The 25,813-nt window shown below is 71.3% G+C and carries 22 protein-coding genes; 13 read left to right on the forward strand and 9 right to left on the reverse strand.

Going from position 1 to position 25,813, the window contains the following annotated elements:
- Positions 1-40: 40 nt before the first annotated feature.
- Positions 41-1,882, reverse strand: a complete 1,842-nt coding sequence (gene asnB / locus CF165_RS48775) for an asparagine synthase (glutamine-hydrolyzing) (RefSeq protein ID WP_093954421.1) — start codon at positions 1,880-1,882, stop codon at positions 41-43.
- Positions 1,883-2,170: 288 nt separating this feature from the next.
- Here asnB and CF165_RS48780 point away from each other — a divergent pair, with 288 nt between their 5' ends.
- The 4 genes from CF165_RS48780 to CF165_RS50930 are packed head-to-tail and all read left to right on the forward strand — an operon-like array spanning position 2,171 to position 5,864.
- Entirely contained in the window at positions 2,171-4,714 is a 2,544-nt protein-coding gene (locus tag CF165_RS48780; protein ID WP_093954422.1) for a DUF4118 domain-containing protein, read from the forward strand.
- A complete protein-coding gene (locus CF165_RS48785) occupies positions 4,711-5,409 on the forward strand; it encodes a response regulator (RefSeq protein ID WP_093954423.1) in 699 nt (232 codons plus the stop codon). Before CF165_RS48780 ends, CF165_RS48785 begins: the two co-directional genes overlap by 4 nt.
- A 42-nt stretch (positions 5,410-5,451) precedes the next feature.
- Complete coding sequence (locus CF165_RS48790; RefSeq protein WP_093954424.1) at positions 5,452-5,655, forward strand: hypothetical protein; 204 nt, start codon at positions 5,452-5,454, stop codon at positions 5,653-5,655.
- Complete coding sequence (locus CF165_RS50930) at positions 5,652-5,864, forward strand: hypothetical protein (protein ID WP_143268917.1); 213 nt, start codon at positions 5,652-5,654, stop codon at positions 5,862-5,864. The genes CF165_RS48790 and CF165_RS50930 overlap by 4 nt, the downstream gene beginning before the upstream one ends.
- On the opposite strand, the gene CF165_RS48795 is transcribed toward CF165_RS50930, so the two are convergent.
- On the reverse strand, positions 5,861-7,027 hold the full coding sequence (locus CF165_RS48795; RefSeq protein ID WP_093954425.1) for an acyl-CoA dehydrogenase family protein: 1,167 nt from the start codon (positions 7,025-7,027) through the stop codon (positions 5,861-5,863). The two genes, CF165_RS50930 and CF165_RS48795, sit on opposite strands and share 4 nt — an antisense overlap.
- Positions 7,028-7,092: 65 nt before the next feature.
- On the opposite strand from CF165_RS48795, the gene CF165_RS48800 reads away from it, so the two are divergent.
- From CF165_RS48800 to smc, 4 genes are all read left to right on the forward strand, one after another.
- Entirely contained in the window at positions 7,093-7,734 is a 642-nt protein-coding gene (locus CF165_RS48800) for a TetR/AcrR family transcriptional regulator (protein ID WP_093954426.1), read from the forward strand.
- A 34-nt stretch (positions 7,735-7,768) separates the two neighbouring features.
- Positions 7,769-8,407, forward strand: coding sequence for a hypothetical protein (locus CF165_RS48805; RefSeq protein ID WP_240522197.1), 639 nt, complete (start codon positions 7,769-7,771; stop codon positions 8,405-8,407).
- Between the two features lie 152 nt (positions 8,408-8,559).
- Complete coding sequence (locus CF165_RS48810) at positions 8,560-8,847, forward strand: acylphosphatase (RefSeq protein WP_093954427.1); 288 nt, start codon at positions 8,560-8,562, stop codon at positions 8,845-8,847.
- 168 nt (positions 8,848-9,015) lie between these two features.
- Positions 9,016-12,618 (forward strand): chromosome segregation protein SMC, encoded by a 3,603-nt coding sequence (gene smc / locus CF165_RS48815; protein WP_093954428.1) that lies wholly within the window; start codon positions 9,016-9,018, stop codon positions 12,616-12,618.
- A gap of 157 nt (positions 12,619-12,775) precedes the next feature.
- Here the strand turns inward: smc and CF165_RS48820 are convergent, their stop codons facing one another.
- From CF165_RS48820 to CF165_RS48830, 3 genes are all read right to left on the reverse strand, one after another.
- Positions 12,776-13,276: a DUF3455 domain-containing protein gene (locus CF165_RS48820; RefSeq protein WP_093954429.1), complete on the reverse strand. Its 501-nt coding sequence runs from the start codon at positions 13,274-13,276 to the stop codon at positions 12,776-12,778.
- Between the two features lie 85 nt (positions 13,277-13,361).
- A complete protein-coding gene (locus tag CF165_RS48825; RefSeq protein ID WP_093954430.1) occupies positions 13,362-14,927 on the reverse strand; it encodes a sodium:solute symporter in 1,566 nt (521 codons plus the stop codon).
- A complete protein-coding gene (locus CF165_RS48830) occupies positions 14,914-16,146 on the reverse strand; it encodes an anhydro-N-acetylmuramic acid kinase (RefSeq protein ID WP_167441789.1) in 1,233 nt (410 codons plus the stop codon). Before CF165_RS48830 ends, CF165_RS48825 begins: the two co-directional genes overlap by 14 nt.
- Before the next feature lie 138 nt (positions 16,147-16,284).
- On the opposite strand from CF165_RS48830, the gene ftsY reads away from it, so the two are divergent.
- Entirely contained in the window at positions 16,285-17,574 is a 1,290-nt protein-coding gene (ftsY, locus tag CF165_RS48835; protein WP_093954432.1) for a signal recognition particle-docking protein FtsY, read from the forward strand.
- Here ftsY and CF165_RS48840 read toward each other — a convergent pair.
- Positions 17,571-18,362 (reverse strand): hypothetical protein, encoded by a 792-nt coding sequence (locus CF165_RS48840; protein WP_143268919.1) that lies wholly within the window; start codon positions 18,360-18,362, stop codon positions 17,571-17,573. The genes ftsY and CF165_RS48840 overlap by 4 nt on opposite strands.
- 65 nt (positions 18,363-18,427) lie before the next feature.
- Positions 18,428-18,910, reverse strand: coding sequence for a hypothetical protein (locus CF165_RS48845; RefSeq protein ID WP_093954434.1), 483 nt, complete (start codon positions 18,908-18,910; stop codon positions 18,428-18,430).
- Positions 18,911-19,055: 145 nt separating this feature from the next.
- Between CF165_RS48845 and CF165_RS48850 the strand changes: the two genes are divergently transcribed.
- Positions 19,056-19,556 carry a GNAT family N-acetyltransferase gene (locus tag CF165_RS48850; RefSeq protein ID WP_093954435.1) on the forward strand — a complete coding sequence of 167 codons (501 nt, stop codon included), beginning with the start codon at positions 19,056-19,058 and terminating at the stop codon, positions 19,554-19,556.
- Between the two features lie 40 nt (positions 19,557-19,596).
- On the opposite strand, the gene CF165_RS48855 is transcribed toward CF165_RS48850, so the two are convergent.
- Positions 19,597-20,373 (reverse strand): IclR family transcriptional regulator, encoded by a 777-nt coding sequence (locus CF165_RS48855; protein ID WP_093954436.1) that lies wholly within the window; start codon positions 20,371-20,373, stop codon positions 19,597-19,599.
- A 112-nt stretch (positions 20,374-20,485) separates the two neighbouring features.
- Between CF165_RS48855 and aceB the strand changes: the two genes are divergently transcribed.
- Complete coding sequence (gene aceB / locus CF165_RS48860; protein WP_093954437.1) at positions 20,486-22,072, forward strand: malate synthase A; 1,587 nt, start codon at positions 20,486-20,488, stop codon at positions 22,070-22,072.
- Entirely contained in the window at positions 22,072-23,259 is a 1,188-nt protein-coding gene (locus CF165_RS48865; RefSeq protein ID WP_093954438.1) for a DUF6986 family protein, read from the forward strand. The genes aceB and CF165_RS48865 overlap by 1 nt, the downstream gene beginning before the upstream one ends.
- A gap of 3 nt (positions 23,260-23,262) precedes the next feature.
- On the opposite strand, the gene CF165_RS48870 is transcribed toward CF165_RS48865, so the two are convergent.
- A complete protein-coding gene (locus CF165_RS48870; protein ID WP_093954439.1) occupies positions 23,263-24,438 on the reverse strand; it encodes a DUF2786 domain-containing protein in 1,176 nt (391 codons plus the stop codon).
- Positions 24,439-24,524: 86 nt separating this feature from the next.
- On the opposite strand from CF165_RS48870, the gene dctA reads away from it, so the two are divergent.
- Positions 24,525-25,805 (forward strand): C4-dicarboxylate transporter DctA, encoded by a 1,281-nt coding sequence (gene dctA, locus CF165_RS48875; RefSeq protein WP_093954440.1) that lies wholly within the window; start codon positions 24,525-24,527, stop codon positions 25,803-25,805.
- Positions 25,806-25,813 lie beyond the last annotated feature (8 nt).

Here is a 25,813-nt window from a genome sequence, read left to right on the forward strand (position 1 = left end):
TGTTCTAACCCGCCTTGCCACTCACGACCCGCCGGCGGCCTCAGTCGAGCTGCAGCTCCGGGGAGTACATCTCGAGCCAGTGGTACAGGTCCAGCAGCCGGTCCAGGCCGATGCGGGCCGCCGGGTCCATCGTCGCCGGGTCCACTTCGGACACCCGGTGGGCCCAGGACCGGTCGACCAGCGTGAACACTTCGTGGCCGGGCTCGGCCAGCACCTCCTTGGCCTGCTGCTGCAGCGCCGCCGCGTAGCCCGGATCCTGCGTCGACGGGTACGGGCTCTTCACGCGCTGAGCGACCGACGGAGGCAGGACGTGCGAAGTAGCGTGGCGCAGCAGGCTCTTCTCGCGGCCGTCGAACGTCTTCAGCGACCACGGCGTGTTGTACACGTACTCGACCAGCCGGTGGTCGCAGAACGGGACGCGGACCTCCAGGCCCACCGCCATCGACGCGCGGTCCTTGCGGTCCAGCAGCATCCGCACGAACCGGGTCAGGTGCAGGTGGCAGATCGTCCGCATCCGCGCTTCCTGCGCCGACTCGCCGTCCGGATGGTCGACCGAAGCGACGGCGGTGGCGTACTGGTCGCCGAGGTAGGCCTCCAGGTCCATCTTCGCCATCAGCTCCGGCGTGTAGATCGAGGTCCGCTCGGTCATCATCGCGGTGCGGAAGGCGATCCACGGGAACATGTCCGCGTTGACCGCGGCCTCGTCGAAGAACCAGCGGTAGCCGCCGAACACCTCGTCGGCCGACTCGCCCGACAGCGCCACCGTCGACTCGCCGCGGATCGCCTTGAACAGCAGGTACAGCGACGTGTCCATGTCGCCGAGCCCGGCCGGGATGTCCCGGGCCCGCAGGACCGCGCGCCGCACCTCCGGGTCGGTCAGCTCGGCCGGGTTGAGCACGACGTCCTGGTGCGCCGAGCCCACCAAAGCCGCGACGTCGCGGACGAACGGCGAGTCCGCGGTGTCGCGCATCTCGTCCGGCTTGAAGTTCTCCTCCTGGCCGAAGAAGTCGACGGAGAAGGTCCGCAGCCGCTCGCCCTGTTCGGCCAGCCGCGCGGCCGCGAGCCCGGTGACGGCGCTCGAGTCGAGCCCGCCGGAAAGCAGCACGCAGCGGGGGACGTCGGCGACGAGCTGCCGGTTGACGATGTCGGTCATCAGCTCGCGCACGCGGGCGACCGTCGTCTCCTGGTCGTCGGTGTGCTGCTTCGCGTCCAGCTTCCAGTACGTGCGGGTCCGGACGCCTTCGCGCGTCACGGTGACGATCGTGCCCGGCCGGACCTCCTCCATGCCCTTCCACAGCGACCAGCCGGGCTGCTTGGTGAACGCCATCAGCTCGCGCAGGCCCTCGGTGTCGACGACCTTCTTCGCCAAAGGGTTCGCGAGGATCGCCTTCGGCTCCGAGCCGAAGAGGACGCCGTCGGCCGTGGGGTAGTAGTAGAACGGCTTGATGCCCATCCGGTCGCGGATCATGACGAGCCGGTCGTCGCGCTCGTCCCAGATCGCGAACGCGTACATGCCGTTGAGGTGGTCGACGACCGCGTCGCCCCACTGCAGGTAGCCGTGCAGCACGACTTCGGTGTCGCTGTCGGTCGCCCAGGTGTGGCCGAGCTTCGTCAGCTCTTCCTTCAGCTCGGTGAAGTTGTAGGTCTCCCCGCTGTAGACCATCGCGATGTCGCCGCCGGGCGTGTGGACCGTCATCGGCTGACGGCCGCCGGGCAGGTCGATGATGGCCAGCCGCCGGTGGCCGAGCGCGACGTGCCGGCGCACCCAGGTTCCCGAGTCGTCCGGGCCCCGGCAGGCCATGGTCCCGGTCATCGTGTCGACCACGTCCTGGCGGCGCGTGAGGTCGGCGTCGTAGGAAACCCAGCCGGCGATACCGCACATGGCGAACCCCTCCCAATTTGCTTAGCCGATACAACTATCTGTTAATCCAGGTGTAACACGACCCGAAGAGCTTGTCTGCCCGAATTGCACGTTCCGCACCTGTTTGATCACCGGCTGTGGCGTGAGTCACTGACCAACTACCTGTCGTGATAGTGGGGCAAACGCTTGCGTGACCGCCGCCACCCGCCCATCAAGACGGCGTAAACGGGTGTCAAGAACGCATCAAGGCGTCGTCAGCCGTGCTCGCCTTGGCCGTGCGCGCCGCGGCCCGAGGGGCACACTGACAGCGTGACCACCGAGAACGCACCCGTGAAGCCGCGCCGGGGAGAGCTGAGGATCTACCTCGGCGCGGCTCCGGGCGTCGGCAAGACCTTCGCCATGCTCGGCGAAGCCCGGCGGCGCCTCGACCGCGGCACCGACGTCGTCGTCGGCCTGGTGGAGACACACGGCCGGGCCCTGACCGCCGAGCTGCTCGACGGCCTGGAGGTCGTCCCGCGGCGGCGTGCCGGGCACCGCGGCCGCGAGTTCGAGGAGATGGACCTCGACGCCGTCCTGGCCCGCGCGCCGGAGGTCGCGGTCGTCGACGAGCTCGCGCACACCAACGTGCCGGGTTCGCGCCACGCCAAGCGCTGGCAGGACGTCGAAGAGCTGCTCGACGCCGGCATCGACGTGCTCTCCACGGTCAACGTGCAGCACCTGCAGAGCCTCAACGACGTCGTCGAGCGGATCACCGGTGTCACCCAGCAGGAGACCGTGCCGGACGAGGTCGTCCGCCGCGCCGAGCAGCTGGAGCTGGTCGACATCACCCCCGAGGCCCTGCGGCGGCGTCTGGCCCACGGCAACGTCTACCCGGCCGAGCGGATCGACGCCGCGCTCGGCAACTACTTCCGGCCCGGCAACCTGACCGCCCTCCGTGAACTGGCCCTGCTCTGGGTGGCCGACCAGGTCGACGTCGCCCTGCAGCGCTACCGCGCCGAGCAGCGGATCACCGACACGTGGGAAGCCCGCGAACGCGTCGTCGTCTCCATCACCGGCGGCCCCGAGAGCGAGACGCTCATCCGCCGCGCCAGCCGGATCGCCACCCGCGCCGGCGCCGAGCTGCAGGTGGTGCACATCCTGCGCGGGGACGGCCTGGCCGGGATCGGGCCCTCCGCGCTGGCCCGCTGCCGCAAGCTCGCCGAGGAGGTGGGCGCGACGTTCCACACGGTCGTCGGCGACGACGTGCCCGCCGCCCTGCTGGACTTCGCCCGCGGGGTCAACGCGACCCAGCTGGTGATCGGGACCTCGCGGCGCTCCCGCGTGGCCCGGCTGTTCGACGAAGGCATCGGCGCTTCGGTGGTGCAGCGATCGGGCCCGATCGACGTGCACATGGTCACCCATTCCGAGGCGGGCGGCCGCCTGCGGGCCCGGCTGATCGCGAGCCCGCTGGGCCTCTCGCGGCTGGTCGCGGGCTGGGTGCTGGGCATCGCGCTGCCGGTGCTGGTCACGCTCATCGGCGTCTTCGTGCCGAGCGGGCTCGACTTCGCCACCGACGTCATCTCCTACGTGCTGGCCACGGTGATCGTCGCCCTGGTCGGCGGCCTCGGCCCCGCGCTGGTCGCGGCCGTGCTCGGCGCCGGGCTGCTCAACTTCTTCTTCACCCCGCCGCTGTACACGCTCAACGTGCACACCCCGCAGAACCTCGTGACGCTGATCGCGATGGTCGTGGTCGCGGTGCTCGTCGCGCTGGTCGTCGACCAGGCCGCGCGCCGGGCCGCGCAGGCGGCGCGGGCCCGGACCGAGGCGGCGCTGCTGGCCTCCTACGCGCGGACGGTGCTGACCCACTCGAACCCGATCGAGCGGCTGCTGCAGAAGGTCCGCGAGAACTTCGTGCTGACGTCGGTGACGCTGCTGGAAAAACAGGACGGGGCGTGGCAGTGCGTGGCGACCGTGGGGGACCACCCCTGCGCCGACCCGGACGAGGCCGACGTCGACATCGCCGTCACCGCCGACGTGCACCTGACCCTGCGCGGGCGGGCGCTCCCGGCCGCGGACCGGCGGGTGCTGGAAGCCGTGGCCGGGCAGGCCCTGCTGGCCCTGCGGCAGCAGCGCACGGCCGCCGCCGCGGCCCGCGCCGAGCGCAAGGCCGAAGCCACCGAGCTGCGCACGACACTGCTGTCCGCGGTCGGGCACGACCTGCGCACGCCGCTGACGTCGATCAAGGCGTCGATCGGCAGCCTGCGCGCCCCCGACCTCGAACTGTCCGAAGAGGACACGGCGGAGCTGATGGAGGCGATCGAGCTGTCGGCCGACCGGCTGGCCGGGCTCATCGACAACCTACTGGACTCCTCGCGGCTGGCCACCGGCGCGGTGAAGCCGCACCTGCGCCCGGTGGGGTACGACGAGGTCGTCGCGCACGCTTTGTCCAATGTGGATGGTTCGGCCGCGGTGCGGGTCGCGATCGACGACCGGCTGCCGTCGGTGCTCGCCGACCCCGGCCTGCTGGAACGCGTGGTGGCGAACGTGCTGGACAACGCCCTGCGCCACGGCGGGGCGCCGGTGTCCGCGCGGGCCAGCGCGCACTCCGGCCGGGTCGAGCTGCGGATCGTCGACCACGGCAAGGGGCTGCGCAAGGGCGCGGCGGACTCGGCGTTCGCGCCGTTCCAGCGCCTCGGCGGCGACCGGGACACGACCCCCGGCGTCGGGCTCGGGCTGTCGGTCGCGAAGGGGTTCACCGAGGCGATGGGCGGCACGATCCGCGCCGAGGACACCCCGGGCGGCGGGCTCACGATCGTGGTTTCCCTGCCCGAGCACAGTGTCAGCTACGAAGAAGTCGAGGAGGGGGTGCGATGAGCGACCCGGGTGCCACCGTGCTGGTGGTGGACGACGAGCCGCAGATCGTGCGGGCACTGCGGATCAACCTGACCGCCCGCGGCTACAAGGTGATCACCGCGCACGACGGCACGGCCGCGCTCAAGGCAGTCGCCGAGACCAAGCCCGACGTCGTCGTGCTCGACCTCGGCCTGCCCGACCTCGACGGCACCGAGGTGATCGCCGGCCTGCGCGGCTGGACGACGGTCCCGATCATCGTCCTGTCGGCCCGCGGCGACTCGTCGGACAAGGTCGAGGCCCTCGACGCGGGCGCCGACGACTACGTGACGAAACCGTTCGGCATGGACGAGCTGCTGGCCCGGCTGCGGGCGGCGGTCCGCCGCTCGGCGGTGACCGGTGCCGACGACGCGGACGCGGTGGTGGACACGTCGTCGTTCAGCGTGGACCTGGCGGCGAAGCGGGTCCGCCGCCACGACGGCGAGGAAGTCCACCTGACCAAGACCGAGTGGGGCGTGCTGGAGCTGCTGGTCCGCAACCGCGGCCGGCTGGTGGCGCAGAAGCAGCTCCTGCACGAGGTGTGGGGACCGTCGTACGAGACGGAGTCCCACTACCTGCGGGTGTACCTGGCCCAGCTGCGGCGCAAGCTGGAGCCGGAACCGTCGCGGCCCCGGCACCTGCTGACCGAGCCGGGCATGGGCTACCGCTTCGAGACCTGAGCCGGTGGGTACCCCCTTCGGGTGACTGTGGGGAGATGGTTCTTGGGCGGCGAACGCATGCCGCCGAAGCTCGCACTGGTAGTGGCGGTGGCGCAGGCGCTCGTGGCCGCCGGCTGGATCCTGCTCGCGCTGGACGGCGGGATCGTCGGCTGGAAGCGGTGGCTGCTCGGCGCGGCGGCGGCGATCTTCGTGCTCCAGGCGGTGTACTTCGCCGCGTTGGTCGTCCACCGGCGGCGGCGTCGATGAGCGGGTCCGACGCCCCGGCTCGGCGCAGCCGGAAGGAGTGGGTGGTCCGGCTGCTCGCCGTGATGGTGCTGGCCTACCTGGCCGGCGTCGGCATTTCCTACGCCTTCGGCCGCCCGGATCCCTGGATCGCCGGTCTCATCGCGGTGGGCCCGGCGCTCGGCGGTGTGGCCGGTCCGGCCCTGGTCCGCCGGGCCCGTGGCGGCACCTAGAACCAGAACGTCGGCTGCTCGATCCCGAGCCGCAGCTTGGCGTACCGCTTGGACGCCGCGGTGGAGAAGTAGATGTGCTGGGCCGCCGCGTGGAGGTCGCGGAAGCAGCGCTGCATCGGCTGGTCCGCGTGCAGGGCGCCCGCGCCCGCGTAGCCGGCCGCGATGTTCACCGCGCTGAGGGACGCGCGCATCGCCTGCTGCGTCGACAGCAGGAACTGACCGCGCAGCCGGACGTCCGGCTGCTCGCCCGCGAGCGCCGCGTCCCACAGCGAGCCGAGCGCGTCGAAGACGAACGCGCGGGCCGAGCGCAGCCGTCCCTCGGCGCGGGTCAGCGCGAGCTGGACGTCGCCGTCCTCGGCGATCGGGCCCGGGCCCGGCGGCCGGAACTTCGCCGGCGCGAACGTCGTGAACTCGTCCAGCGCGCGCCGCGCGATGCCGAGCGGGACGCCCGCCAGCAGCGTGCCGACGAAGGTGAAGAACGGGAACCGCCACAGCGGCCCGTCGTGGCGCGCCGGTTCGGTGAACGGTGACGTCGTGTGCTCCTCGGCCACCACCGCCTCGACCGCGACGTCGTGGCTGCCGGTGCCGCGCAGGCCGCTGACGTCCCAGTTCTCGATCACCCGCGCCTGCCCGGCGGGGACGGCGGCCAGCCGCCAGTCCGGCCCGCGTCCCGGCACCATCCGCGGCGCGTCGCCGTCGAAGACCATGGCGCCGTTGAAGAACAGGTCGGTGTGCGGGCTGCCGCTGCAGAACCCCCACCGGCCGGCGAGCGCGAACTTCCCGGCGCCGTCCGGCGTGAGGCGGCCCATCGGGGCGAACACGCCGCCGCCGATCGGGTCCGGGACGCCGGCCACCAAGCCGGCGGCCACGGCCGGGTCGAGCCAGGCGAGGAACGCCGAGCCGTTCCCGATGGTGATCGTCCAGCCCGCGGAGCCGTCCGCGCGCGAGAGTTCCTCGATCACCTCGACGATCGTGGCGGGCGGCAGTTCCTGCCCGCCGAGCGCGCGGGGTGTCGCCAGCCGGAACAGGCCCGCGGAACGGGCCCGCTCGACCAGGTCGCGGGGCAGGGTCTGCAGCTGCTCGGCTTCGACGGCCCGCGCGCTCAGCTCGGGCGCGAGGTCCCGCGCGGCGGTGACGGCGTCGGTCGTGGCTTGTTCCATCATGGTCAGTGCCCCCTCAGGGTGTCATGATAGATGGACATCTATTTGATAGAGGAGTCTCTACCTAAATGACCGAGCCTGTCAAGCGCCGGTACGACACGTCTCGGCGCCAGGAGCAAGCACGGGAGAACCGCCGCCGCATTTTGGCGGCGGCGTCGGGGCTCTTCCGGGAGAAGGGGTACTCGGGCACGGCGATGCCCGAGGTGGCGAAGGCGGCGGGCGTCGCCGTGCAAACCGTCTACAAGGCGTTCGCCAACAAGGCGACGCTGCTCAAGGCCGTCTTCGACGTGACGGTCGCCGGCGACGACGAGGACGTCCCCATCGCCGGCCGTGACTTCATCGCCGAGATCCAGGCCGAGCCGGACGCGGTGCGGAAGATCGAGCTTTACCTCGACCACCTCGTGAGCGGCGCACCGGTGGCGTCCCCCGTGCAGCTGCTGGCCAGGGACGCGGCCGCCGCCGACCCCGCGGCCGCGCAGGTGTGGGCGCAGATGCGGCAGGAGATGCTCATGGCCATGACCTACTTCTCGGCCGACCTGATGGCCACCGGGCAGGTCAAGCCGGGACTGACCGCCGACGACGTCCGCGACATCCTGTGGACCTACCACGGTCCCGAGCAGTACGAGCTGCTCTGCCTCGAGCGCGGCTGGTCCCCGGAGCGCTACGGGAAGTTCCTGCGCGACGCGATGATCGCGGCCGTCCTGGCCTGAGCCCCGCTCGGCTCACGCCGTCGCGCTGGTCCCGGTGGTGCTGGTCCCCGTGGTGCTCGACGAGGGGGCGCCCGCCGAGCTGGAGCCGCCGCCGGACGGCGTGGTCGTCGTCGGCTCCGTGGTGGGCGTCGTCGGGGTCGTCGTCGGCGGCGTGATCGACGTCTTCGGCGGGGGAGTCACCGACGAGTGCGTGGGCGGCGGGTTGTCGCCGGTGTCGTTGCGCGGCGGTGGCGGGGGCGGCGGCGAAGCCTGGGTGACGACCGTGGTGGTCGTCTTGCCGTCCGGGCTCACCGACACGACGGTCGTCGGGGCGCTCGAAGACGTCGGGCTCGACGTGGTCGGAGCCCCGCTGGAGGTCGGCGGGCCGCTGGACGACGGGCTCGCCGGCAGCGTCTGCACCCCGGCCGGGACCGTGCCCTGGCCGCCGGGGCCCCCGGTGCCGCCCGCGGTGCTGGCGGGGCTGGGCCCGGCGAGTTCGGCCACGGCGGCGAACGCGGTCGCGACGACCAGCCCGGCCACCCCGAGCACGACGTACCCGGTGCGGTTCGGTTTGCTGCTCTTGGGCGGCGCGGTGTCGATCCTGGTGACGCGCGAGCTCGAATCTGACCCGTCGGGGCGGGGCATACGGGGCTCCTTGGGGATTTCGGGGAGGCTCGGGGAGACGCGGTGCTGAGGTCGTGATCGGGCTGCTGCGAATGGAGCAGTGTGCCGCGGCGGGGGAGCGACCTCGGCGGCGAGGTTATCACCGGCTCGTGGGTATTCACGCAGGTAGTGGCCTTGATCCGTTACTGTGCGCGGTCGGTTGACCCGGAAGGGAGGAACGGCGTGAGTGAGGAAGAAACGCACACCCGGCTGACGGCGTGGGTGCGCGGCCGGGTGCAGGGTGTCGGTTTCCGCTGGTGGACGCGCAGCCGCGCGCTCGAACTCGGCCTGGTCGGCAGCGCGAGCAACCTCGCCGACGGCCGTGTCGAGGTCATTGCGGAGGGTAGCCGTGACCACTGTCAGCGGCTGTTGGCGGCGCTGCGGTCGGGAGAATCACCCGGAAGCGTGGAGCACGTCGCCGAGCGCTGGTCCCACCCCAAAGGGGGACTCAGCGGGTTCGTCGAGCGGTGACCGGCGCCTTGGTCCGTCCGGGGCCCGTGTGGCTCGTGGTGTTGCTGAGGTGCGTCCGGATGTGCTAGGCGCGCCGAGGAGGGGGCGCGTCCGGCGGACGGCGGGGACCCCCAGGTAGCCTGGGACGATTGATTCGCCAGTACTCGCGGCCAGAGGGGTCAGCACCAAGTGCACCTGAAAAGCCTGACGCTCAAGGGCTTCAAGTCCTTCGCCTCGGCCACCACGCTGCGCTTCGAACCCGGCATCACGTGCGTGGTCGGGCCGAACGGCTCGGGCAAGTCGAACGTGCTGGACGCGCTGCGCTGGGTCATGGGCACCCAGGGCGCCAAGGACCTGCGCGGCGGCAAGATGGAGGACGTCATCTTCGCCGGCACCGCGGGCCGCGCCCCGCTCGGCCGCGCCGAGGTCACCCTCACCATCGACAACGCCGACGGCGCGCTCCCCATCGAGTACTCCGAGGTGTCGATCACCCGCCGGATGTTCCGCGACGGCGCGAGCGAGTACGAGATCAACGGCGACCGCTGCCGCCTGATGGACGTGCAGGAGCTGCTGTCGGACTCCGGCATCGGCCGCGAGATGCACGTCATCGTCGGGCAGGGCCAGCTCTCGGCGATCCTCGAGTCCAAGCCCGAAGAGCGCCGCGCCTTCATCGAAGAGGCCGCCGGCGTCCTCAAGCACCGCAAGCGCAAGGAACAGACCCTGCGCAAGCTGGCCAACATGCAGGGCAACCTCGACCGCCTCGGCGACTTGACGACCGAGCTGCGCCGCCAGCTCAAGCCCCTGGGCAAGCAGGCCGAGATCGCCCGCAAGGCCCAGTCGGTCCAGTCCGAGCTGCGCGACTCCCGCCTGCGCCTGCTCGCCGACGACCTGGTCACCCAGCGCGACGCCATCGCGCGCGAGGAGGCGGACGAGAAGACGGCCCGTGCCCGCCGCGCCGAAGTCGAACAGAACCTCGAGATCGTCTCGGCCGAAGAAGCCGAGCTGGAAGCCTCGCTCGCCGAGGACGCGCCGCTGCTGCAGACCGCCCAGGAGACCTGGTACAAGCTGTCCGCGCTGGCCGAGCGGCTGCGCGGCACCGTCCGTCTCGCCATCGAGCGGCAACGGCACCTCTCCGCCGACGTTTCGACGAACACCGGCGGCCGTGACCCGGAAGAGCTGCTCGAAGAGGCCGAGCGCGTCGCCGAGCAGGAGGAAGAGCTCAACGAGGCCGTCATGGAGGCCCGGGAGCTGCTCGCCCAGACGGTTTTGCGCCGCGAAGACCTCGAACAGCGCGTCCAGGCCGCCGAGCGCGCGCACTGGGCCGCCGTCCGCGCCATCGCCGACCGCCGCGAGGGCATGGCCAAGCTGACCGGCCAGGTCGAGGCGCTGCGCAGCAAGAACGGCGCCACCTCCGACGAGATCGACCGGCTCAGCGTCTCCCTCGAAGAGGCGGCCGAGCGCGCCGAGATCGCCGTCGAAGAACTCGAGATGGCGAAGGCCGAGGGCGGCGTCGAGGAGTCCGACGACGCCGGCCTGATGGACCGCCACGACCGCGCGGTCGAGGCCAACAACGCGGCCAAGGCGCGCGTCGAAGAGCTGGTCAAGGCCGAACGCGCGGCCGAGCGCGAGATCGCGTCGGAGAAGGCGCGTGTCGAAGCGCTGTCCATGGGGCTCAAGCGCAAGGACGGCGCGGGCGCGCTGCTCGGCGCGTCCCACGAACTGCCGGGCCTGCTCGGCTCGGTCGCCGCGCTGCTGACCGTCGAGCCGGGGTACGAAGTCGCGCTGGCCGCGGCCCTCGGCCCGGTGGCCGACGCGGTTGCCGTCACCGGCGGCGAAGACGCGCTGCGTGCGCTGAAGTACCTGAAGGACACCGACTCCGGCCGCGCGGGCATCCTGCTCGGTGGTCCGGAGTCCACTGTGGACACCTACTCGTGGCCGTCGCTGCCGGAGGGCGCGCGCTGGGCGCGTGAGGTCGTCACGGCCCCCGCGCAGCTGCGTCCCGCCGTCGAGCAGGCCCTCGACAAGCTCGCCCTGGTCCGCGACCTGGACGCGGCCCGGCACCTCGTGGCGGTGCACCCGGAAGTCCGGGCGGTGACCGCCGAAGGCGACGTCTTCGGCACCCGCTGGGCGATCGGTGGTTCCGGCAAGCGCGAGAGCGTGATCGAGGTCCAGGCCGCCGTCGACGAGGCCGCCGCGCGGCTGCGCACGGCCGAACGTCAGCTGGAGCAGTACGCGGCCGAGCTGGAAGGTGCCCGCGCCGAGCAGCAGGCGCGCCGCGAAGAGGTCTCGCAGGCCAAGGACGCCCTCGGCGACGCGAAGGTCCGCAAGGCGCGCTCGTCGGAGCGGCTCAACCGGATGCAACAGGCCGCCCGCCAGGCACAGGCCGAGGTCGAGCGGCTCTCCGGGCAGCGCGCGAAGGTCGAGCAGAGCCGGGTGCAGGCCCTCGACCAGCTCGCCGAGCTGGAGGAACGGCTCGCCGCCGTCGCCGAGCAGCCCGTCGAGGACGACCCGGACACCGCCGAGCGCGACCAGGCCGTCGAAGAACTGGCCGTCGTCCGGCAGGAAGAGATGGAAGCGCGGCTCGCGCAGCGCACGGCCGAGGAGCGGGCGCGCAGCATCGCCGGCAAGGCCGAGGGACTTCGCCGCGCCGCGCACGCCGAGCAGCAGGCCCGTGAACGCGCCGAGCGCGCCGCCGCGGCCCGCAAGCGCGGCGCCGAGATCGCCAACGCCGTCGTCAACGCCGGTGAGATCGCGCTCGAGCGCATCGAGCACTCGGTCCAGCGCGCGGCCACCGAACGCGACCAGGTCCAGGCGCGCCGCCAGAGCCGCGAGCAGGCACTGACCGGCGTCCGCGCCAAGGTCCGCGAGCTCACCGGCGAGCTGGAGAAGCTGACCGACGCCGTGCACCGCGACGAGGTGCTGCGCGCCGAGCAGCGGCTGCGGCTGGAGACCCTGGAAGCGAAGATCGCCGAGGACTTCGGCATCGGGCTCACCGACCTGGTCCAGGAGTACGGCCCGGACGTCCCGGTCCCGCCGAGCGCGGGCGAGATGGCCGAGTACGAGGCGGCCAAGGACCGCGGCGAGGACGTCACCCCGCCGCCGCCGATGCCGTACGACCGCGACACCCAGGCCCGCCGCGCCAAGCGCGCCGAGAAGGACCTGTCCCTGCTGGGCAAGGTGAACCCCCTCGCGCTGGAGGAGTTCGCGGCGCTGGAAGAGCGGTACAAGTTCCTCTCCACGCAGCTGGAAGACCTCAAGGACACCCGCAAGGACCTCGAAGCGGTCATCAAGCAGGTCGACGAGAAGATCCTGGAGGTCTTCGCCTCGGCCTACGAAGACGTCGCCCGCGAGTTCGAGACGGTGTTCGGCGTGCTGTTCCCGGGTGGCGAGGGCCGGATGGTGCTCACCGAGCCGGACGACCTGCTGAGCACCGGCGTCGACGTCGAAGCACGGCCGCCGGGCAAGAAGGTGAAGCGGCTGTCGCTGCTCTCCGGTGGCGAGAAGTCGCTGGTCGCGGTGGGCATGCTGGTCGCGATCTTCCGCGCCCGGCCGTCACCGTTCTACGTCATGGACGAGGTCGAGGCGGCGCTGGACGACACCAACATGCGCCGGCTGATCGGGCTGCTGGAGCAGCTGCGCGACTCGTCGCAGCTGATCATCATCACCCACCAGAAGCCGACCATGGAGATCGCGGACGCGCTCTACGGCGTGAGCATGCAGGGCGACGGCATCACGAAGGTGATCTCGCAGCGCCTGCGCACGACCGAAGAGGAACCCGTCCCGGTCGGCTGAGTGTCACATCTCGTCTTCGCGCGGTACGCGGCGATCCTCGCCCCGCACGCGGGGCTCGTAGTGGCGCAGGTCGTTGCCGATGGCGTTGGTTGCGTCCAACGCACCCAATGTGGCGTTCGGTGCGTCAGACGCACCGAACGCCACATTGGGGCGCTTGCTACTCGGCCACCCAGAAGGCGTAGTCGGCCGAGTAGCGGACCGCCGTCTGCGCACCCGTCGTGCAGCTTCCCGCCGGGGCCACGCCGCCGCGGGTGTTGAGGCGCTGGATGTACGTCACCTTGCCGAAGACCCCGTCTCCGGTGTTCAGGTTCGCCTTGAGCAGCAGCTGCGGGATCGCGCCGTCCTTCGGGGCGTTGGCCACCGCCGCCGCGCCGACCGTGCTTCCGTCCACAGTGGACGTCCACACCGGGCCCTTGCTGTGGATGGCCACCGGGTGACCGTGCTTCGACAGCACCGCGGCGGGCTGGATCAGCGTCCACGCGCCGTTCGTGCAGCCGTAGATCTGCACGCCCTCGCCGAGGTAGGTGGCCAGGGGGCGGTTGCCGTCGGGGACCTTGATCGTGTCCGGGACTCCTCGCGCCGCCGGGGTGGCCGAAGCCGTCGCCGCGCCGCCGACCAGCAGGGCACCCACCGCGAGCGCCACCGTCATCCGTTTCATGTTCCCACCTTCGATTTCCTCCCGCCGCTTTCCGGCGGGCTCCCGCAATTCCACACGGGAGTCCGCCGGAAACGGTTCAAAAGGATCAGGCGGCGGCGACCTCTTCCGTTTCGCCCGCGGCTTCGGCCTCGGCCGCCTTCGGGTCCGGCGTCCGGTGGCGCAGGGCGAGCAAACCGCCCACGACCAGCGTGATCACCACGCCGAGCAGCGTGTACCACGGGTAGGCGAGCGCCACGCGATCCCCGGCCGCCTTGCTGAAGTCGACGCCGATCAGGCCGCCGGTCTTCGCGCTGAACTTCACGCCGAGGATGACGAACGCCATCACCACGACCGTGACGACGAACGCGACGATCGCGTCCGCCTGCCGTGCCTTCTTGATCAGCAGGCCCAGCAGGAACGAGCCCAGCAGCGCGCCGTAGGTGTAGCCGGTGATGGCCAGGCCGAGCTCGATCACCGAGTTCTTCGTGGTGGAGAACAGCGACGCGAACACCGCGAACACGACCGCCCAGATCAGTGTCCACATGCGACCGTGCCGCAGCAGCTTCGAATCCTCCGGCGAACGCTTGGTGAAGCGCTGGTAGAGGTCGGCCACGGTCGATGTCGAAAGCGCGTTTAGCGCCGAGGCCAGAGCGCCCATGGTCGAGGCGAGGACACCGGCGATGAGCAGGCCCGACACGCCGACGGGAAGGTCGTCGATGATGAACCGCGAGAACACGTCGTCCGGGCTCTGCAGGCCGAGCTGCGCCACCGTCTTGCGGCCGTTGAACACCCACAGCATCGCCCCGACCAGCAGGAACAGCGCGAACTGCACGGTGACGATGACGCCGCTGCCGATGAGCGCCTTCTGGCCGTCGCGCAGGCTGCGCGTGGCCATCAGCCGCTGCGCGATCAGCTGGTCGGCGCCGTGCGAGGCCATCGACAGCGCCGCGCCGCCGAGCACCGCCGTCACGAAGGCGTACGGGCTGGTCAGCAGGTTCTTCGTGAAGTCGACGAGCATGAACTTGCCGTCCGCGGACGCCTGCGACGCCCAGTCGGCGGGCAGCTTGTTCAGCAGTACGATCGCCGCCACCGCGGCGCCGCCCAGGTACAGCGACAGCTGGATGACGTCGACCCAGACGACTGCCTTGATCCCGCCGATGTAGGCGTAGATCAGCGTCAACGCGGTCAGGATCACCACGATCACCCAGTAGTCCAGGTGGACGTTGTAGTGCCCGAGGATCACCTTGATCGGGATGGCGCCGGCGAACAGGCGCACGCCCTCGGCGAGCAGCCGCGTGACCACGAACGTCACCGACGCGGTGCCCTGCAACCCCGAGCCGAACCGCTTCCCGAGGAACGCGTACGCGCTGACGAGGTTGCCCCGGAAGTAGCGCGGCAGCAGCACGAACGCGGCGACGGTCCGGCCGATGATGTAGCCGAAGGCCAGCTGCAGGAACAGGAACGCGTTGCCGAAGACCAGCCCGGGCGTGCTGATCACGGTCAGCGTCGAGGTCTCCGTGGCCACCACGGACAGCATCACCGCGCCCCACGGGAGACTGCGCTCGCCGACGAAGTAGTCGGCCGCCGACCGTTGCTTCCGGCCGACGAGCACGCCTATCAGCGGCATCGCCGCCAGGTAGACCACGATGATCGCGAGGTCAACACCGCGCATGGATCTCTCCTACCGTCTGTCCGGCCTTCTCCGCGACTCGCAACCGCGTCACGGTGCCCCCCAGCGGGGCGGGAAGGATCAGGGGCCCGGCGCCCGGGACCAGCGCGCCGAGCAGGCGCGGCCCGCGGGCACCCGTCGCCGACGGCACCGTACCGGGCGCGCCGCACCAGGTGAGCCAGCCGAGCAACGCGGTCAGGTACGCCTCCTTGCCGGCACCGGGCAGGCCGAGTTCGTCGCTGGTCTTGAGCACTGTTGACCCCCCGAGGTTCCTCGCCAGCGCCGTCATCACCGCCGGGTTCGCGACACCGCCGCCGGAGGCGATGACCGTGCTGACGCCGTGGCGACGGCACTGGTCGGCGACCGTCACCGCGGTCAGCTCGGTCAGCGTCGCCAGCAGGTCGGCGGGGTCGATCGGGTCCAGGCCGCCGGTTGCCGTGTCGAGGTAGGGCGCGTTGAAGTGCTCCTTGCCGGTGGACTTCGGCGGTGCGGCGGCGAAGTACGGGTCGGCGAGCAGCCGGTCGAGCAGGTCCGGGCGCACCGACCCGGCGAGGGCGAGCCGCCCGTCGACGTCGCTGCGCCGTCCGGTGACGCGGTGGGCCGCGAGGTCGAGCAGCGCGTTGGCGGGCCCGGTGTCGTAGGCGGTCGCCGGCTCGCCCGCGGCCACGACGGTGATGTTCGCGATGCCGCCGAGGTTGAGCGCGGCGACCGGGCGGCCGGTGTCCTCGGCCAGGCCGCGCAGCCACAGCTGGTCGAGCGTGCTCGCCAGGGGAGCGCCGTGGCCGCCCGCGGCGACGTCGCGGGCCCGCAGGTCGGCGCACACCGGCAGCCCGGTGCGTTCGGCGATCCAGGCGGGCTGGCCGAGCTGCAGGGTGCCGAGGACCTGGCCGTCCTCGACCCAGTGGAAGACGGTCTGGCCCAGCGACGCGACCAGGTCCCCGCGTCCTCCGGCCAGTTCTTCGGCTCCGCGCCGGGCCGCGTCGGCGAACGCCTGGCCGACGCCGGTGTCGAGCCGCGTCAGCTCGCCCGCGGTGCACGGGTTCGGCGGCAACGCGGCGAGCAGAGCCTCGCGCAGCGGTTCGGGGTAGGGGACGTCCAGCTCGCCGAGCGGCGTCAGCACGACCGTGCCGTCTTCGGCGTGCAGGTCGCCCGCGGCCACGTCGATGCCGTCGACCGACGTGCCCGAAATCAGCCCGATCACCCGGAAGCCGTGCGTCCCCATCCGGAGGGGTTTAGTGGAGCTTCCCGTGTGACGCAACCCACGTGGTGAAGTCTTGGCCCAATCGGGACCCACGTCGTGACGAATTGCCCGGGTGGACGGGTGTCCGGGGTGCGAGGGCGCGGATGAAAGGATGGGCCCGTGTCGAGCACCTGGTTCCTGTTCGTAGTCGTCGCCGTCGTCGTCCTGGTCGCCCTGCTGGTGACCGGCCTGCTGATCGCGCGCAGGCGCCGGATCAGCCTGGACGCCCAGCGCGAGGTCGAGGAGAAGAAACCGAAGGGCGGCTCGTACGCGGCCAGCGGGGGCATCGCGCTCGCGCCCGGCGGCACGGCCGAAGCCGAGGCCCCCGAGCATCCCGTCGAGGACCGGCCCGAGGTCGACGGCCAGCCCGCGGTGGGCGACGACGCGGCCGTGCCGCGCGACTCCGCGCAGCGCACGTTGCGCGACGTCAAACTGCCCGAGGCCCCCGAAGAGCCGGCGCCCGCCACCGAAGAGATCGACCCCGCGACCGGCCGCCTGGAGCGGCTGCGCGGCCGGCTGTCGAAGTCGCGGTCGGTGCTCGGGACGAGCCTGCTCGGCCTGCTCGGCGCCGGCGACCTCGACGAGGACTCCTGGCAGGACGTCGAAGACACGCTGCTGATGGCCGACCTGGGCGCGGCCACCACGAACCAGATCGTCGAGCGGCTGCGCGACGAGCTTTCCCGGCGCGCGGTGCGGTCGTCGGCCGAGGCACGCGAAGTGCTGCACGAGGTGCTCACGGCGCAGCTGTCGACCGACAGCGAGCGTGCGGTGCGGGCGCTGCCGCACATCGTCGACGGCAAGAAGCAGCCCGCGGTGGTGCTGGTCGCGGGCGTCAACGGCACGGGCAAGACGACGACCACGGGCAAGCTCGCCCGGGTCCTGGTCGCCCAGGACAAGTCGGTGGTGCTGGGCGCGGCGGACACGTTCCGCGCGGCGGCGGCCGACCAGCTGCAGACGTGGGCCGAGCGCGTCGGCGCCGAAGTCGTCCGCGGCAAGGAGGGCGCGGACCCGGCGGCGGTGGCGTTCGACGCGGTCAAGCGCGGCATCGACACCGGCGTCGACGCGGTCCTGGTCGACACGGCGGGCCGGCTGCACACGAAGACCGGCCTGATGGACGAGCTGGGCAAGGTCAAGCGCGTCGTCGAGAAGCAGGCGAAGGTCGACGAAGTGCTGCTGGTCCTCGACGCGACCACGGGCCAGAACGGGCTGATGCAGGCCCGCGTGTTCGCCGAGGTCATCGACGTCACGGGCATCGTCCTGACGAAGCTCGACGGCACCGCCAAGGGCGGCATCGTGTTCCAGGTCCAGAAGGAGCTGGGGGTCCCGGTGAAGCTGGTCGGGCTGGGCGAGGGGCCGGACGACCTGGCGCCGTTCGAGCCGGGTGCCTTCGTGGACGCCCTGCTCGGCTAGCGGATCTGTTGCCCGCTGGACCTGTCGTAGACAGCCCAGCCCTGCTTCAGGGCGTCTTCGTGGGCTCGGCACAAACTGTTGCGGCTGACTATGACAGCGCGATCGGGGCAGGGGGCTCCGGAGCGGGAGAGTGCGGCCTGGCACGGCCTGTCGTTCAGGGCCTCGAGCGGGCGCGTCCCGGCTGGGCGCCTCGCGGACGGTGGCGAAGGCCGGGCGGCGGGCGGCGCGCTCGGGAGCTGCTTCGGCGGAGCGGCGGGCTGGGCCGGGGGCAGCTCGAACGGGCTGGTGCCGTCCGGTTTCAGCAGCCCGAGCTTCCTGAGGGTCTTCTCCGACGGCGGGTTGGTCGTGATGGCGAGTTGCTCGGTGGTGTTGCTCAGGACCCACTTGGGGAGGCGGCCGATCCCGTGCAGCACCGGCTTGCCGCCGCCCTTCGCGGGCGGTTCGAAGACGAGGGCGCTGATCACGTAGTGGTCGCGGGGCAGGGTCAGGTGCGCGGTTTCGCCGAGCTTCATCAGCACCGTCGCTCCCTGCGGCATCTCGGTCTGTTCCCAGCCGGACGCGGTCTGGAAAACCAGCAGCACCACCTGCTGCCCGGCGGGCCGGTGCCGCACGACGATGTCGACATCGCTGGTCACGTCCCCCAGCCGGTGCCGCTTCGGTGGCTCCGGCACGACGACGGTCTGCCGACGGCCGTCGAGGAGCCGGTCGACTCCCCGTTCGGCGAGCCGCCCGGCGGCGGCGGTGAACACGCCCTGCACCACGAGAAATGCCAAGCCCCCATCGACCATTCCGGCTCCCTTCGGTGCTCCCGATGTCAGATGCTCCAGCGCCGCGGGGTGATACGAAATTCCCGCTAGAGCCGGAAGAGCGGTGTCCCGTCGGCTTTGCGCAGGCCCAGGCCGAGGAGCACCGGTGCCGTCGGCCGCTGCGCCGGGATGACGACCGGCGACGTCCGGCGCGCCGTGACCGTCAGCCGGGCCCAGCCGATGCCCTGCAGGGTCGGGCCTTGGCGCCGCAGCGGGTCGACGACCATCGCCGCGCCGAAGTAGTCGCCGCCCGGCAGGGTGACGCGGGTGGTGTGGCCCAGCACGACGGAGAACGCCGTGCCGGTGCGGCCGCCGTCCTCCTGGAGCGTGAGGATCACCGGGGTGCGCACCTTGGTGGTGCGGTACTGGCGCACGGAGATCTCGGCCGTCCCCGCGGGCGTCCGGCCCGGACGCGGCCACGTGGGCAGCGGCGGCGGGCCGTCGAGCGCGCGGTCGACGAGCCGTTCCAGGAGGTTCGAAGCGGCGCCCTGGGCGAGCCAGGCCAGCGCACCGCCGGTGTAGGAGTCCATCGGCCTTCCTTCCGGCGAAAATCGGATGACGGGCCCGTGCGTGACGGCGCAGAATCCGGGCATGCCCGGTTGACGCACGTCCGCTCGTGCCCCTCCTCGTATCAGACGCCCCGAAGCCGTCATTCGCTACGAGAAGGGAAGGAAAATGGCCGCCATTCACGGCGAACGGGTGCGGCTGCGTCCGATCGGCGCAGCGGATCGCGCCCGTGCGCACGAAATCCTGGCGAGTCCGGAGGTGGCCCGCTGGTGGGGTTCGCCGGACTCCGAGACCGAAGGCCTGTATGCCGTCGAGGACGGCTTCCGCTGTTACGTCGTCGAAAGCGACGGGGTGGTCGTAGGGCTGATCCAGAGTTGCGAGGAGCTGGACCCGCAGTACCGCCACGCGGGCATCGACATCGCGGTGCACCCGGACTTCCACGGCCGCGGCGTCGGTACGGACGCGATCCGCGCACTGGCCCGGCACCTGTTCGCCCACGGCCACCACCGCCTGACGATCGACCCGGCGGCGGCCAACGAAGCCGCGATCCGGGTGTACGAGAAAGTGGGATTTCGCCCGGTCGGGGTGCTGCGCGACTACGAGAGAGGAGCGGACGGCACCTGGCACGACGGCCTGTTGATGGACTTGCTGGCCGGGGAGCTGACCTGAGCCTTCAGCGCTTGTCTGTGACCTGCGGAAGCACTGTGAGTCACACCGATAGTGCCGCCTGGGAGAGGCTCGCGCCCAGGGCGTCCGCCACCCGCTGCACCGCCGGGGCGATGTGCGCCACCGCCTCGGCGGTCAGTCGTCCCGAGGGCCCGGAAACCGAAACCGCCGCCGGCACCGGCGCGCCCGGTACCGCCACCGCGACGCACCGGACGCCCAGCTCCTGCTCCGCTTCGTCCAGGGCGTACCCCTGCGAAGCGATCCGCGAGAGTTCCGCCGCCAGCGCGTCCGGGTCGGTGAACGTGTGCTCGGTGTACGCGGGCATCCCTGTCCGGTCCAACAGCGAGCGGACCTCCTCGGGCGGCAAGTGCGCCAGCATCGCCTTGCCCACTCCGGTGCCGTGCGGGAGCAGACGCCGTCCGACCTCGGTGAACATGCGCATCGAGTGCTTCGAAGGCACCTGGGCCACGTACACGACTTCGTCGCGCTCCAGGACCGCCAGGTTGGCCGTCTCGCCGACCTCCTCCACCAGCTCCGCCAGCAGTGGCCGCGCCCAGGCGCCGAACTGCATGCTCGCGTTCTCGCCCAGCCTGATCAGGCGGGCGCCCAGCGCGTAGCGGCGGTTGGTGTTCTGGCGGACGTACCCCAGGTCGACCAGGGTGCGGATCAGCCGGTGGATGGTCGGCATCGGCAGCCCGGACAGCGTCGCCAGCTCGGACAGGCTGGCTTCGCCGCCGGTGTCCGCGAGGTGTTCCAGCAGCTCGAAGGCACGCTGCAGGGACTGGACGCCGCCGTCGCGACCGTTCTTCTCCGCCGGCACGGTGGCCCTCCTTACGTCGGCGTTGAGCTTCCGCTATGCAGAAACTATAGTCCGGCTGGTAGAAAACCGTAGGGCCGTTATCCAAAGATCCGAACCCTCGAGGTGTTTCCCCATGTCTTCTGAAGTCCAGGTGCTGGGCGACCCGGTCGAGCGCGGCGACGAGATCCTCACGCCGGAGGCGCTCGCCTTCCTCGCCGGCCTGCACGACGCCTTCGCCGGCCGCCGCGACGAGCTGCTCCAGGCGCGCGGCAAGCGGCGTGAAGAGGCGCGCACCACCGGCAAGCTCGACTTCCTGCCGGAGACCCAGGAGATCCGCGAAGGCGACTGGCAGGTCGCCGGCGCTCCCGAGGCCTTGCGGGACCGCCGCGTCGAGATCACCGGGCCGACCGACCGCAAGATGACCATCAACGCGCTCAACTCCGGCGCGAAGGTGTGGCTCGCCGACCTCGAAGACGCCAACACGCCGCACTGGCAGAACGTGGTCTCCGGCCAGGTCAACCTCTACGACGCCATCCGCGAGACGATCACCCTGGAAAGCGGCGGCAAGAGCTACGCGCTGAAGGACGACGTCGAGCACGCCACGATCGTGGTCCGCCCGCGCGGCTGGCACCTGCCCGAGAGCCACCTGACCTTCGGCGGCCGCGAGGGCGTCGGCGCGCTCGTCGACTTCGGCCTGCACTTCTTCCACAACGCGGCCGAGCTGCTGAAGCGCGGCAAGGGCCCGTACTACTACCTGCCGAAGATGGAGAGCCACCTCGAAGCGCGGCTCTGGAACGACGTCTTCACCCACGCCGAGAAGACCCTCGGCATCGAGCACGGCACCGTCCGCGCGACCGTCCTGATCGAGACCATCCCGGCCGCGTTCGAGATGGAGGAGATCCTCTACGAGCTGCGCGACCACGCGTCGGGCCTCAACGCGGGCCGCTGGGACTACCTGTTCAGCGTGATCAAGTACTTCCGCGACGCGGGCGAGAAGTTCGTGCTGCCGGACCGCAACTCCGTCACCATGACCGCGCCGTTCATGCGGGCCTACACCGAGCTGCTGGTGCGCACCTGCCACAAGCGCGGCGCCTTCGCGATCGGCGGCATGGCCGCGTTCATCCCGAGCAAGGACCCCGAGACCAACAAGGGCGCCTTCGAGAAGGTCCACGCGGACAAGTCGCGCGAGGCCGGCGACGGCTTCGACGGCTCCTGGGTCGCGCACCCGGGCATGGTCGAGCTCTGCAAGGAGGAGTTCGACAAGGTCCTCGGCGACCAGCCCAACCAGCTCGGCCGCAGGCGCGACGAGGACTGGGATCTCTCTGCCACCGCCGACCAGCTGCTCGACGTCGCTTCGACGCCGGGTGGCGCGACGGCGGGCGGCCTGCGCGCCGCGGTCGACGTCGGGGTCCGCTACATCGCGTCCTGGCTGGGCGGCAACGGCGCGGCGGCCATCCACAACCTGATGGAGGACGCGGCCACCGCCGAGATCTCGCGCTCGCAGATCTGGCAGTGGGTCAAGAACGGGACCACTTTGGACACCGGCGACGTCGTGACGGCGGAACTGGTGCGCGGGGTGCTGGCGGACGTCCGGGGCGAGCTGGCGGCCGAGCTCAAGCCGGAGCTGCTGGAGCCCGCGGTGGAGCTGTTCGAGCAGGTCGCGCTGGCCGACGAGTTCCCCGACTTCCTGACGCTGCCCGCGTACGAGCGGATCAAGTAGTGCGTCTTCCCGAGGACGTCTACGACGCCGCCGACGCGCGCTTGGCCGAGGCCGACGCGCGCGTCGCGGCGTCGTACCCCGGGGAACGCCCCGGACGGCAGCCGGTGCACACGGTGTACGTCCCGGCGTCGAAGTACAAGACACGCCTGGTGGCTGACTGGGGCAAGCAGGCGATGCGGGTCTTCATCGAGCACGGAGACCTGCTCGGCGCCGACGCGGACGTCTACGAACGCGTCCGGGCGAAGCTGCTGACCGAACCGATCGAGGACCTGCGGATCGACTTCGAGGACGGCTACGGCCGCGTGCCGGACGACGTCGAGGACGCCGCCGCGCTGGCGGCCGGGCAGACCCTGGCCACCACCGGCGGGACGCCGTTCTGCGGAATCCGCTTCAAGAGCTTCGAAGCGGCGACACGCCGGCGGGGGATCCGCACCCTGGACCTGTTCCTCACCGGGCTGCTGGAGAACGGGCCGCTGCCGCCCGGGTTCGTCGTCACACTGCCGAAGGTGACGGCGGTCGAACAGGTCTCGGTGGCCGCGGAAGTCCTGGCACGCCTGGAATCCGCATACGGCCTGCCCGAGAAAACGCTGCGCTTCGAGGTCCAGATCGAGACGGCCCAGTCCATTGTGGACGTCGACGGGACGCTGTCGGTGGCGCGGATCGTCCACGCGGCGGAGGGTCGGTGCACGGGCCTGCACTACGGCACCTACGACTACAGTGCGGGCCTCGGCATCGCGGCGGCGTACCAGAGCATGGAACACCCGGCGGCGGACCTGGCGAAGGGCCTGATGCAGGTCGCGGCGGCGGGCACCGGTGTCCGCCTTTCGGACGGTTCGACGAACAAGCTCCCGATCGGCGACGCGCTGCCCGTGGCGTGGGCGGAGCACCTGCGTCTGGTCCGCAGGTCGCTGGAGCGCGGCTTCTACCAGGGCTGGGACCTGCACCCGCACCAGCTGCCGACGCGCTTCGCGGCGACGTACACGTTCTACCGCTCGGGGTTCCCGGAGGCGGTGGAGCGGCTGCGCGCGTACGCGGACAAGCAGGCCGGGGGAGTGCTCGACGAACCGGCGACGGCCCAGGCGCTCGCGGTCTACCTGCTGCGCGGCCTGGACTGCGGCGCGCTCGACGAGAGCGAGTTGCCGTTCGGACGGCCGGAGCTGGAGAAGTACGCGCTGCGGCTCGCCTGAGGGTCACTCACCGAGCCGGGCGCGGTCGGCGGCGGCCCGGCCCGCGCCCCAGCCTTCGTGGCTTCGCACGGTCACCGACTTGTTCACCACTTCGGGGAACAGTGCCGTGAAGGCCGACTCGACCTTCAGCTCGTGCGAAGCCAGCACCGGCAGCAGCTCCGGCGCCTGGGCGATCGTCGCCTCCGACGCCTGCTCGAGCCGCTCGCCGACGCGGGTGGCGTAGGAGACGAGGAACGACTTCCGGAACGGCCGCGACCGGCCGGCCGGGTCGGCGACCATCGCCCGCGTCGCCTGGACGAGCAGCGACGTCGTCAGCAGCGCGACGGAGTCCAGGTCGTCCTCGTCGCCGATGACGGTGACCAAGTCCCAGCGCGAGTCGAAGACGGCCCGGCAGCGGTTGGCCTTCGCGACCACATGGACGAGCAGCGACTTGGCGTCGGTGTAAGGCGTGTCGAGCCAGATCCGGCGGGCCGCGGGCCGGTCGGGCGCGGCCGCGGTCTCGACCAGCACGCGGTCGAGGGCGTGGCGGGTCATCAGCTCCTGTGCCTTCGCCGAGAGAGCCTCGGCCTCCTCCGGAAACGAGGTCGACTCGGCCTTGGCCAGCAGCGCGCGGACCCGGCCCAGCTTCTTGTCGTCGACAGCGTGGTGACTCGCCGGCCGCCGTGGCATCGGGGTCCCCGGCGCGGGCAGGACGACGGTCAGCCTCGGCAGGATCATCAGCAGGCCCAGGGCTTCGATGACCGCCGCCACCGCTTCGGACGGCGTCAGGATGTGCTTCGCCGCCCATTGCGGCAGGTGCGGCTCGGTCTCCGTCCACCAGCGGACAGCACCCGCCGTGTCGAGCTGGGCCCGCCAGCCCGGGTGCACGGCCGCGGAGGCGAACTGCCCGGCGTAGGCGGCGAGTGTGTCGAGCAGGTACGAGCCCGCGAACTCGTCGAGGCGGCGCTGAGCGGCCTCGTGGAGGTCTTCGGGCAGCCACCCGCCCCCGCACGCCCGGCCGATCAGCTGCTGTCCGGCGAGATCGGCGGCTTCGGCGAGTTCCGCCGGCAGCGTGAAGCCCGGCGCCAGCCGGTCCGCGGCGCCCGGTGTGCTGTCCCGGGCGGCGGCGAGCAGCGCGTCGCCGAATTCTTCGGTCGTCGCCGGTGGCGGACCGACGCGAACCTGCTTCCGCTTGCCCATCGCGCAAGTGTGCCTTGGTAACGGACGTCGGGTACGTCACGGTGAGCGTTAACACCGCTGGAACATCCGATGCTTAGGGTCCGGCCATGGTGGAGAGCAAGAAGCGCTGGTGGACGTCCCTGTTCGTGCAGCTGCTCGTGGCCGTGGTCGCGGGCGTGCTGGTCGGGCACTTCTGGCCGACCCTCGGTGCGCAGCTGAAACCGGTCGGGGACGGGTTCATCCGGCTGATCAAGATGATCATCGCGCCGCTGATCTTCTGCGTCGTGGTGAGCGGGATCGCCGCCGTCGGGGACATCAAAGCGGTCGGACGAATCGGGTTCAAAGCGATCGTCTACTTCGAGGTCGTCACGACGTTCGCGTTGCTCTTCGGCCTGCTCGTGGCGAACGTCTTCCGACCGGGAGCCGGGCTCGACATCAACCCCGCGACGCTCGACCCGAACGCCGTCACGGCGCAGACCAAGGGCGGGCAGCTGCCGTCGGCGGGGGACTTCCTGCTGCACACCATCCCCGACAGCGTGGTGAACGCGTTCGCGCAGAACCAGCTGCTGCAGGTGCTGGTGTTCGCCGTGTTCTTCGGGGTGGCGCTGGCCGCGATCGGGCGGGAGCGGGCGCCGCTGGTGCTCGACTTCGTCGACCAGGTGCAGAAGGTCATCTTCAAGGTGATGGGCTGGATCATGCGGGTCGCGCCGCTGGGCGCGTTCGGCGCGATGGCGTACATCATCGGCCAGTACGGTCTGTCCACTTTGGGCACCTACGCGAAGCTGATCGCCGCCTGCTACGGCGCGGCCGTGCTCTTCACGCTGGTGCTCGCCGCGATTTCCCGGTTCTACGCCGGGGTCTCGATCTGGAAGTTCCTCCGCTACGCGCGGGAGGAGTTCCTGCTGGCGCTGGGCACGGCGTCGACGGAGTCGGTGATGCCGCGGATCATGGGCAAGCTGACCGACGCGGGCTGCTCACGCGCGGCCACCGGGCTGGTGGTGCCGACCGGCTACTCGTTCAACCTCGACGGCGCGACCATCTACCTGTCGATCTGCACGGTGTTCCTGGCGCAGGCGTTCGGCGTGGAGATGTCGCTCGGCCAGCAGCTGCTGGGGGTGCTGATCCTGATGCTGACGTCGAAGGGCATGGCGGGCGTCCCGGGCTCGAGCTTCCTGGCGCTGTCGGCGACGGCCGCGGCGATCGGCGCGTTCCCGGTGGCGGGCGTGGCCCTGCTGCTCGGCGCGGACCGGCTGATGGACTCGATGCGCGTGTTCGTCAACCTGCTCGGCAACTGCGTCGCGACGTTCGTGGTCGCGAAGTCCGAGGGGCAGCTGGACCGCGACAAGCTCCGGGAGACCCTGGACGGGGTGACGCCGGTTCCGGTGTAGTGAATGAC

The organism is Amycolatopsis vastitatis (assembly GCF_002234595.1).
Classification (GTDB): domain Bacteria; phylum Actinomycetota; class Actinomycetes; order Mycobacteriales; family Pseudonocardiaceae; genus Amycolatopsis; species Amycolatopsis vastitatis.

What these genes read in the sequence shown, in the direction of transcription:
- CF165_RS48830 (WP_167441789.1), bottom strand. Translation starts at nt 16,146, where the DNA reads ATGGGGACGCACGGCTTCCGGGTGATCGGGCTGATTTCGGGCACGTCG.
- CF165_RS48845 (WP_093954434.1), bottom strand. Translation starts at nt 18,910, where the DNA reads ATGGACTCCTACACCGGCGGTGCGCTGGCCTGGCTCGCCCAGGGCGCC.
- CF165_RS48825 (WP_093954430.1), bottom strand. Translation starts at nt 14,927, where the DNA reads ATGCGCGGTGTTGACCTCGCGATCATCGTGGTCTACCTGGCGGCGATG.
- CF165_RS50930 (WP_143268917.1), top strand. Translation starts at nt 5,652, where the DNA reads ATGAGCGGGTCCGACGCCCCGGCTCGGCGCAGCCGGAAGGAGTGGGTG.
- CF165_RS48870 (WP_093954439.1), bottom strand. Translation starts at nt 24,438, where the DNA reads ATGGGCAAGCGGAAGCAGGTTCGCGTCGGTCCGCCACCGGCGACGACC.
- CF165_RS48800 (WP_093954426.1), top strand. Translation starts at nt 7,093, where the DNA reads ATGACCGAGCCTGTCAAGCGCCGGTACGACACGTCTCGGCGCCAGGAG.
- CF165_RS48840 (WP_143268919.1), bottom strand. Translation starts at nt 18,362, where the DNA reads ATGGTCGATGGGGGCTTGGCATTTCTCGTGGTGCAGGGCGTGTTCACC.
- asnB (WP_093954421.1), bottom strand. Translation starts at nt 1,882, where the DNA reads ATGTGCGGTATCGCCGGCTGGGTTTCCTACGACGCCGACCTCACGCGC.
- aceB (WP_093954437.1), top strand. Translation starts at nt 20,486, where the DNA reads ATGTCTTCTGAAGTCCAGGTGCTGGGCGACCCGGTCGAGCGCGGCGAC.
- CF165_RS48820 (WP_093954429.1), bottom strand. Translation starts at nt 13,276, where the DNA reads ATGAAACGGATGACGGTGGCGCTCGCGGTGGGTGCCCTGCTGGTCGGC.
- dctA (WP_093954440.1), top strand. Translation starts at nt 24,525, where the DNA reads ATGGTGGAGAGCAAGAAGCGCTGGTGGACGTCCCTGTTCGTGCAGCTG.
- CF165_RS48795 (WP_093954425.1), bottom strand. Translation starts at nt 7,027, where the DNA reads ATGATGGAACAAGCCACGACCGACGCCGTCACCGCCGCGCGGGACCTC.
- CF165_RS48785 (WP_093954423.1), top strand. Translation starts at nt 4,711, where the DNA reads ATGAGCGACCCGGGTGCCACCGTGCTGGTGGTGGACGACGAGCCGCAG.
- CF165_RS48850 (WP_093954435.1), top strand. Translation starts at nt 19,056, where the DNA reads ATGGCCGCCATTCACGGCGAACGGGTGCGGCTGCGTCCGATCGGCGCA.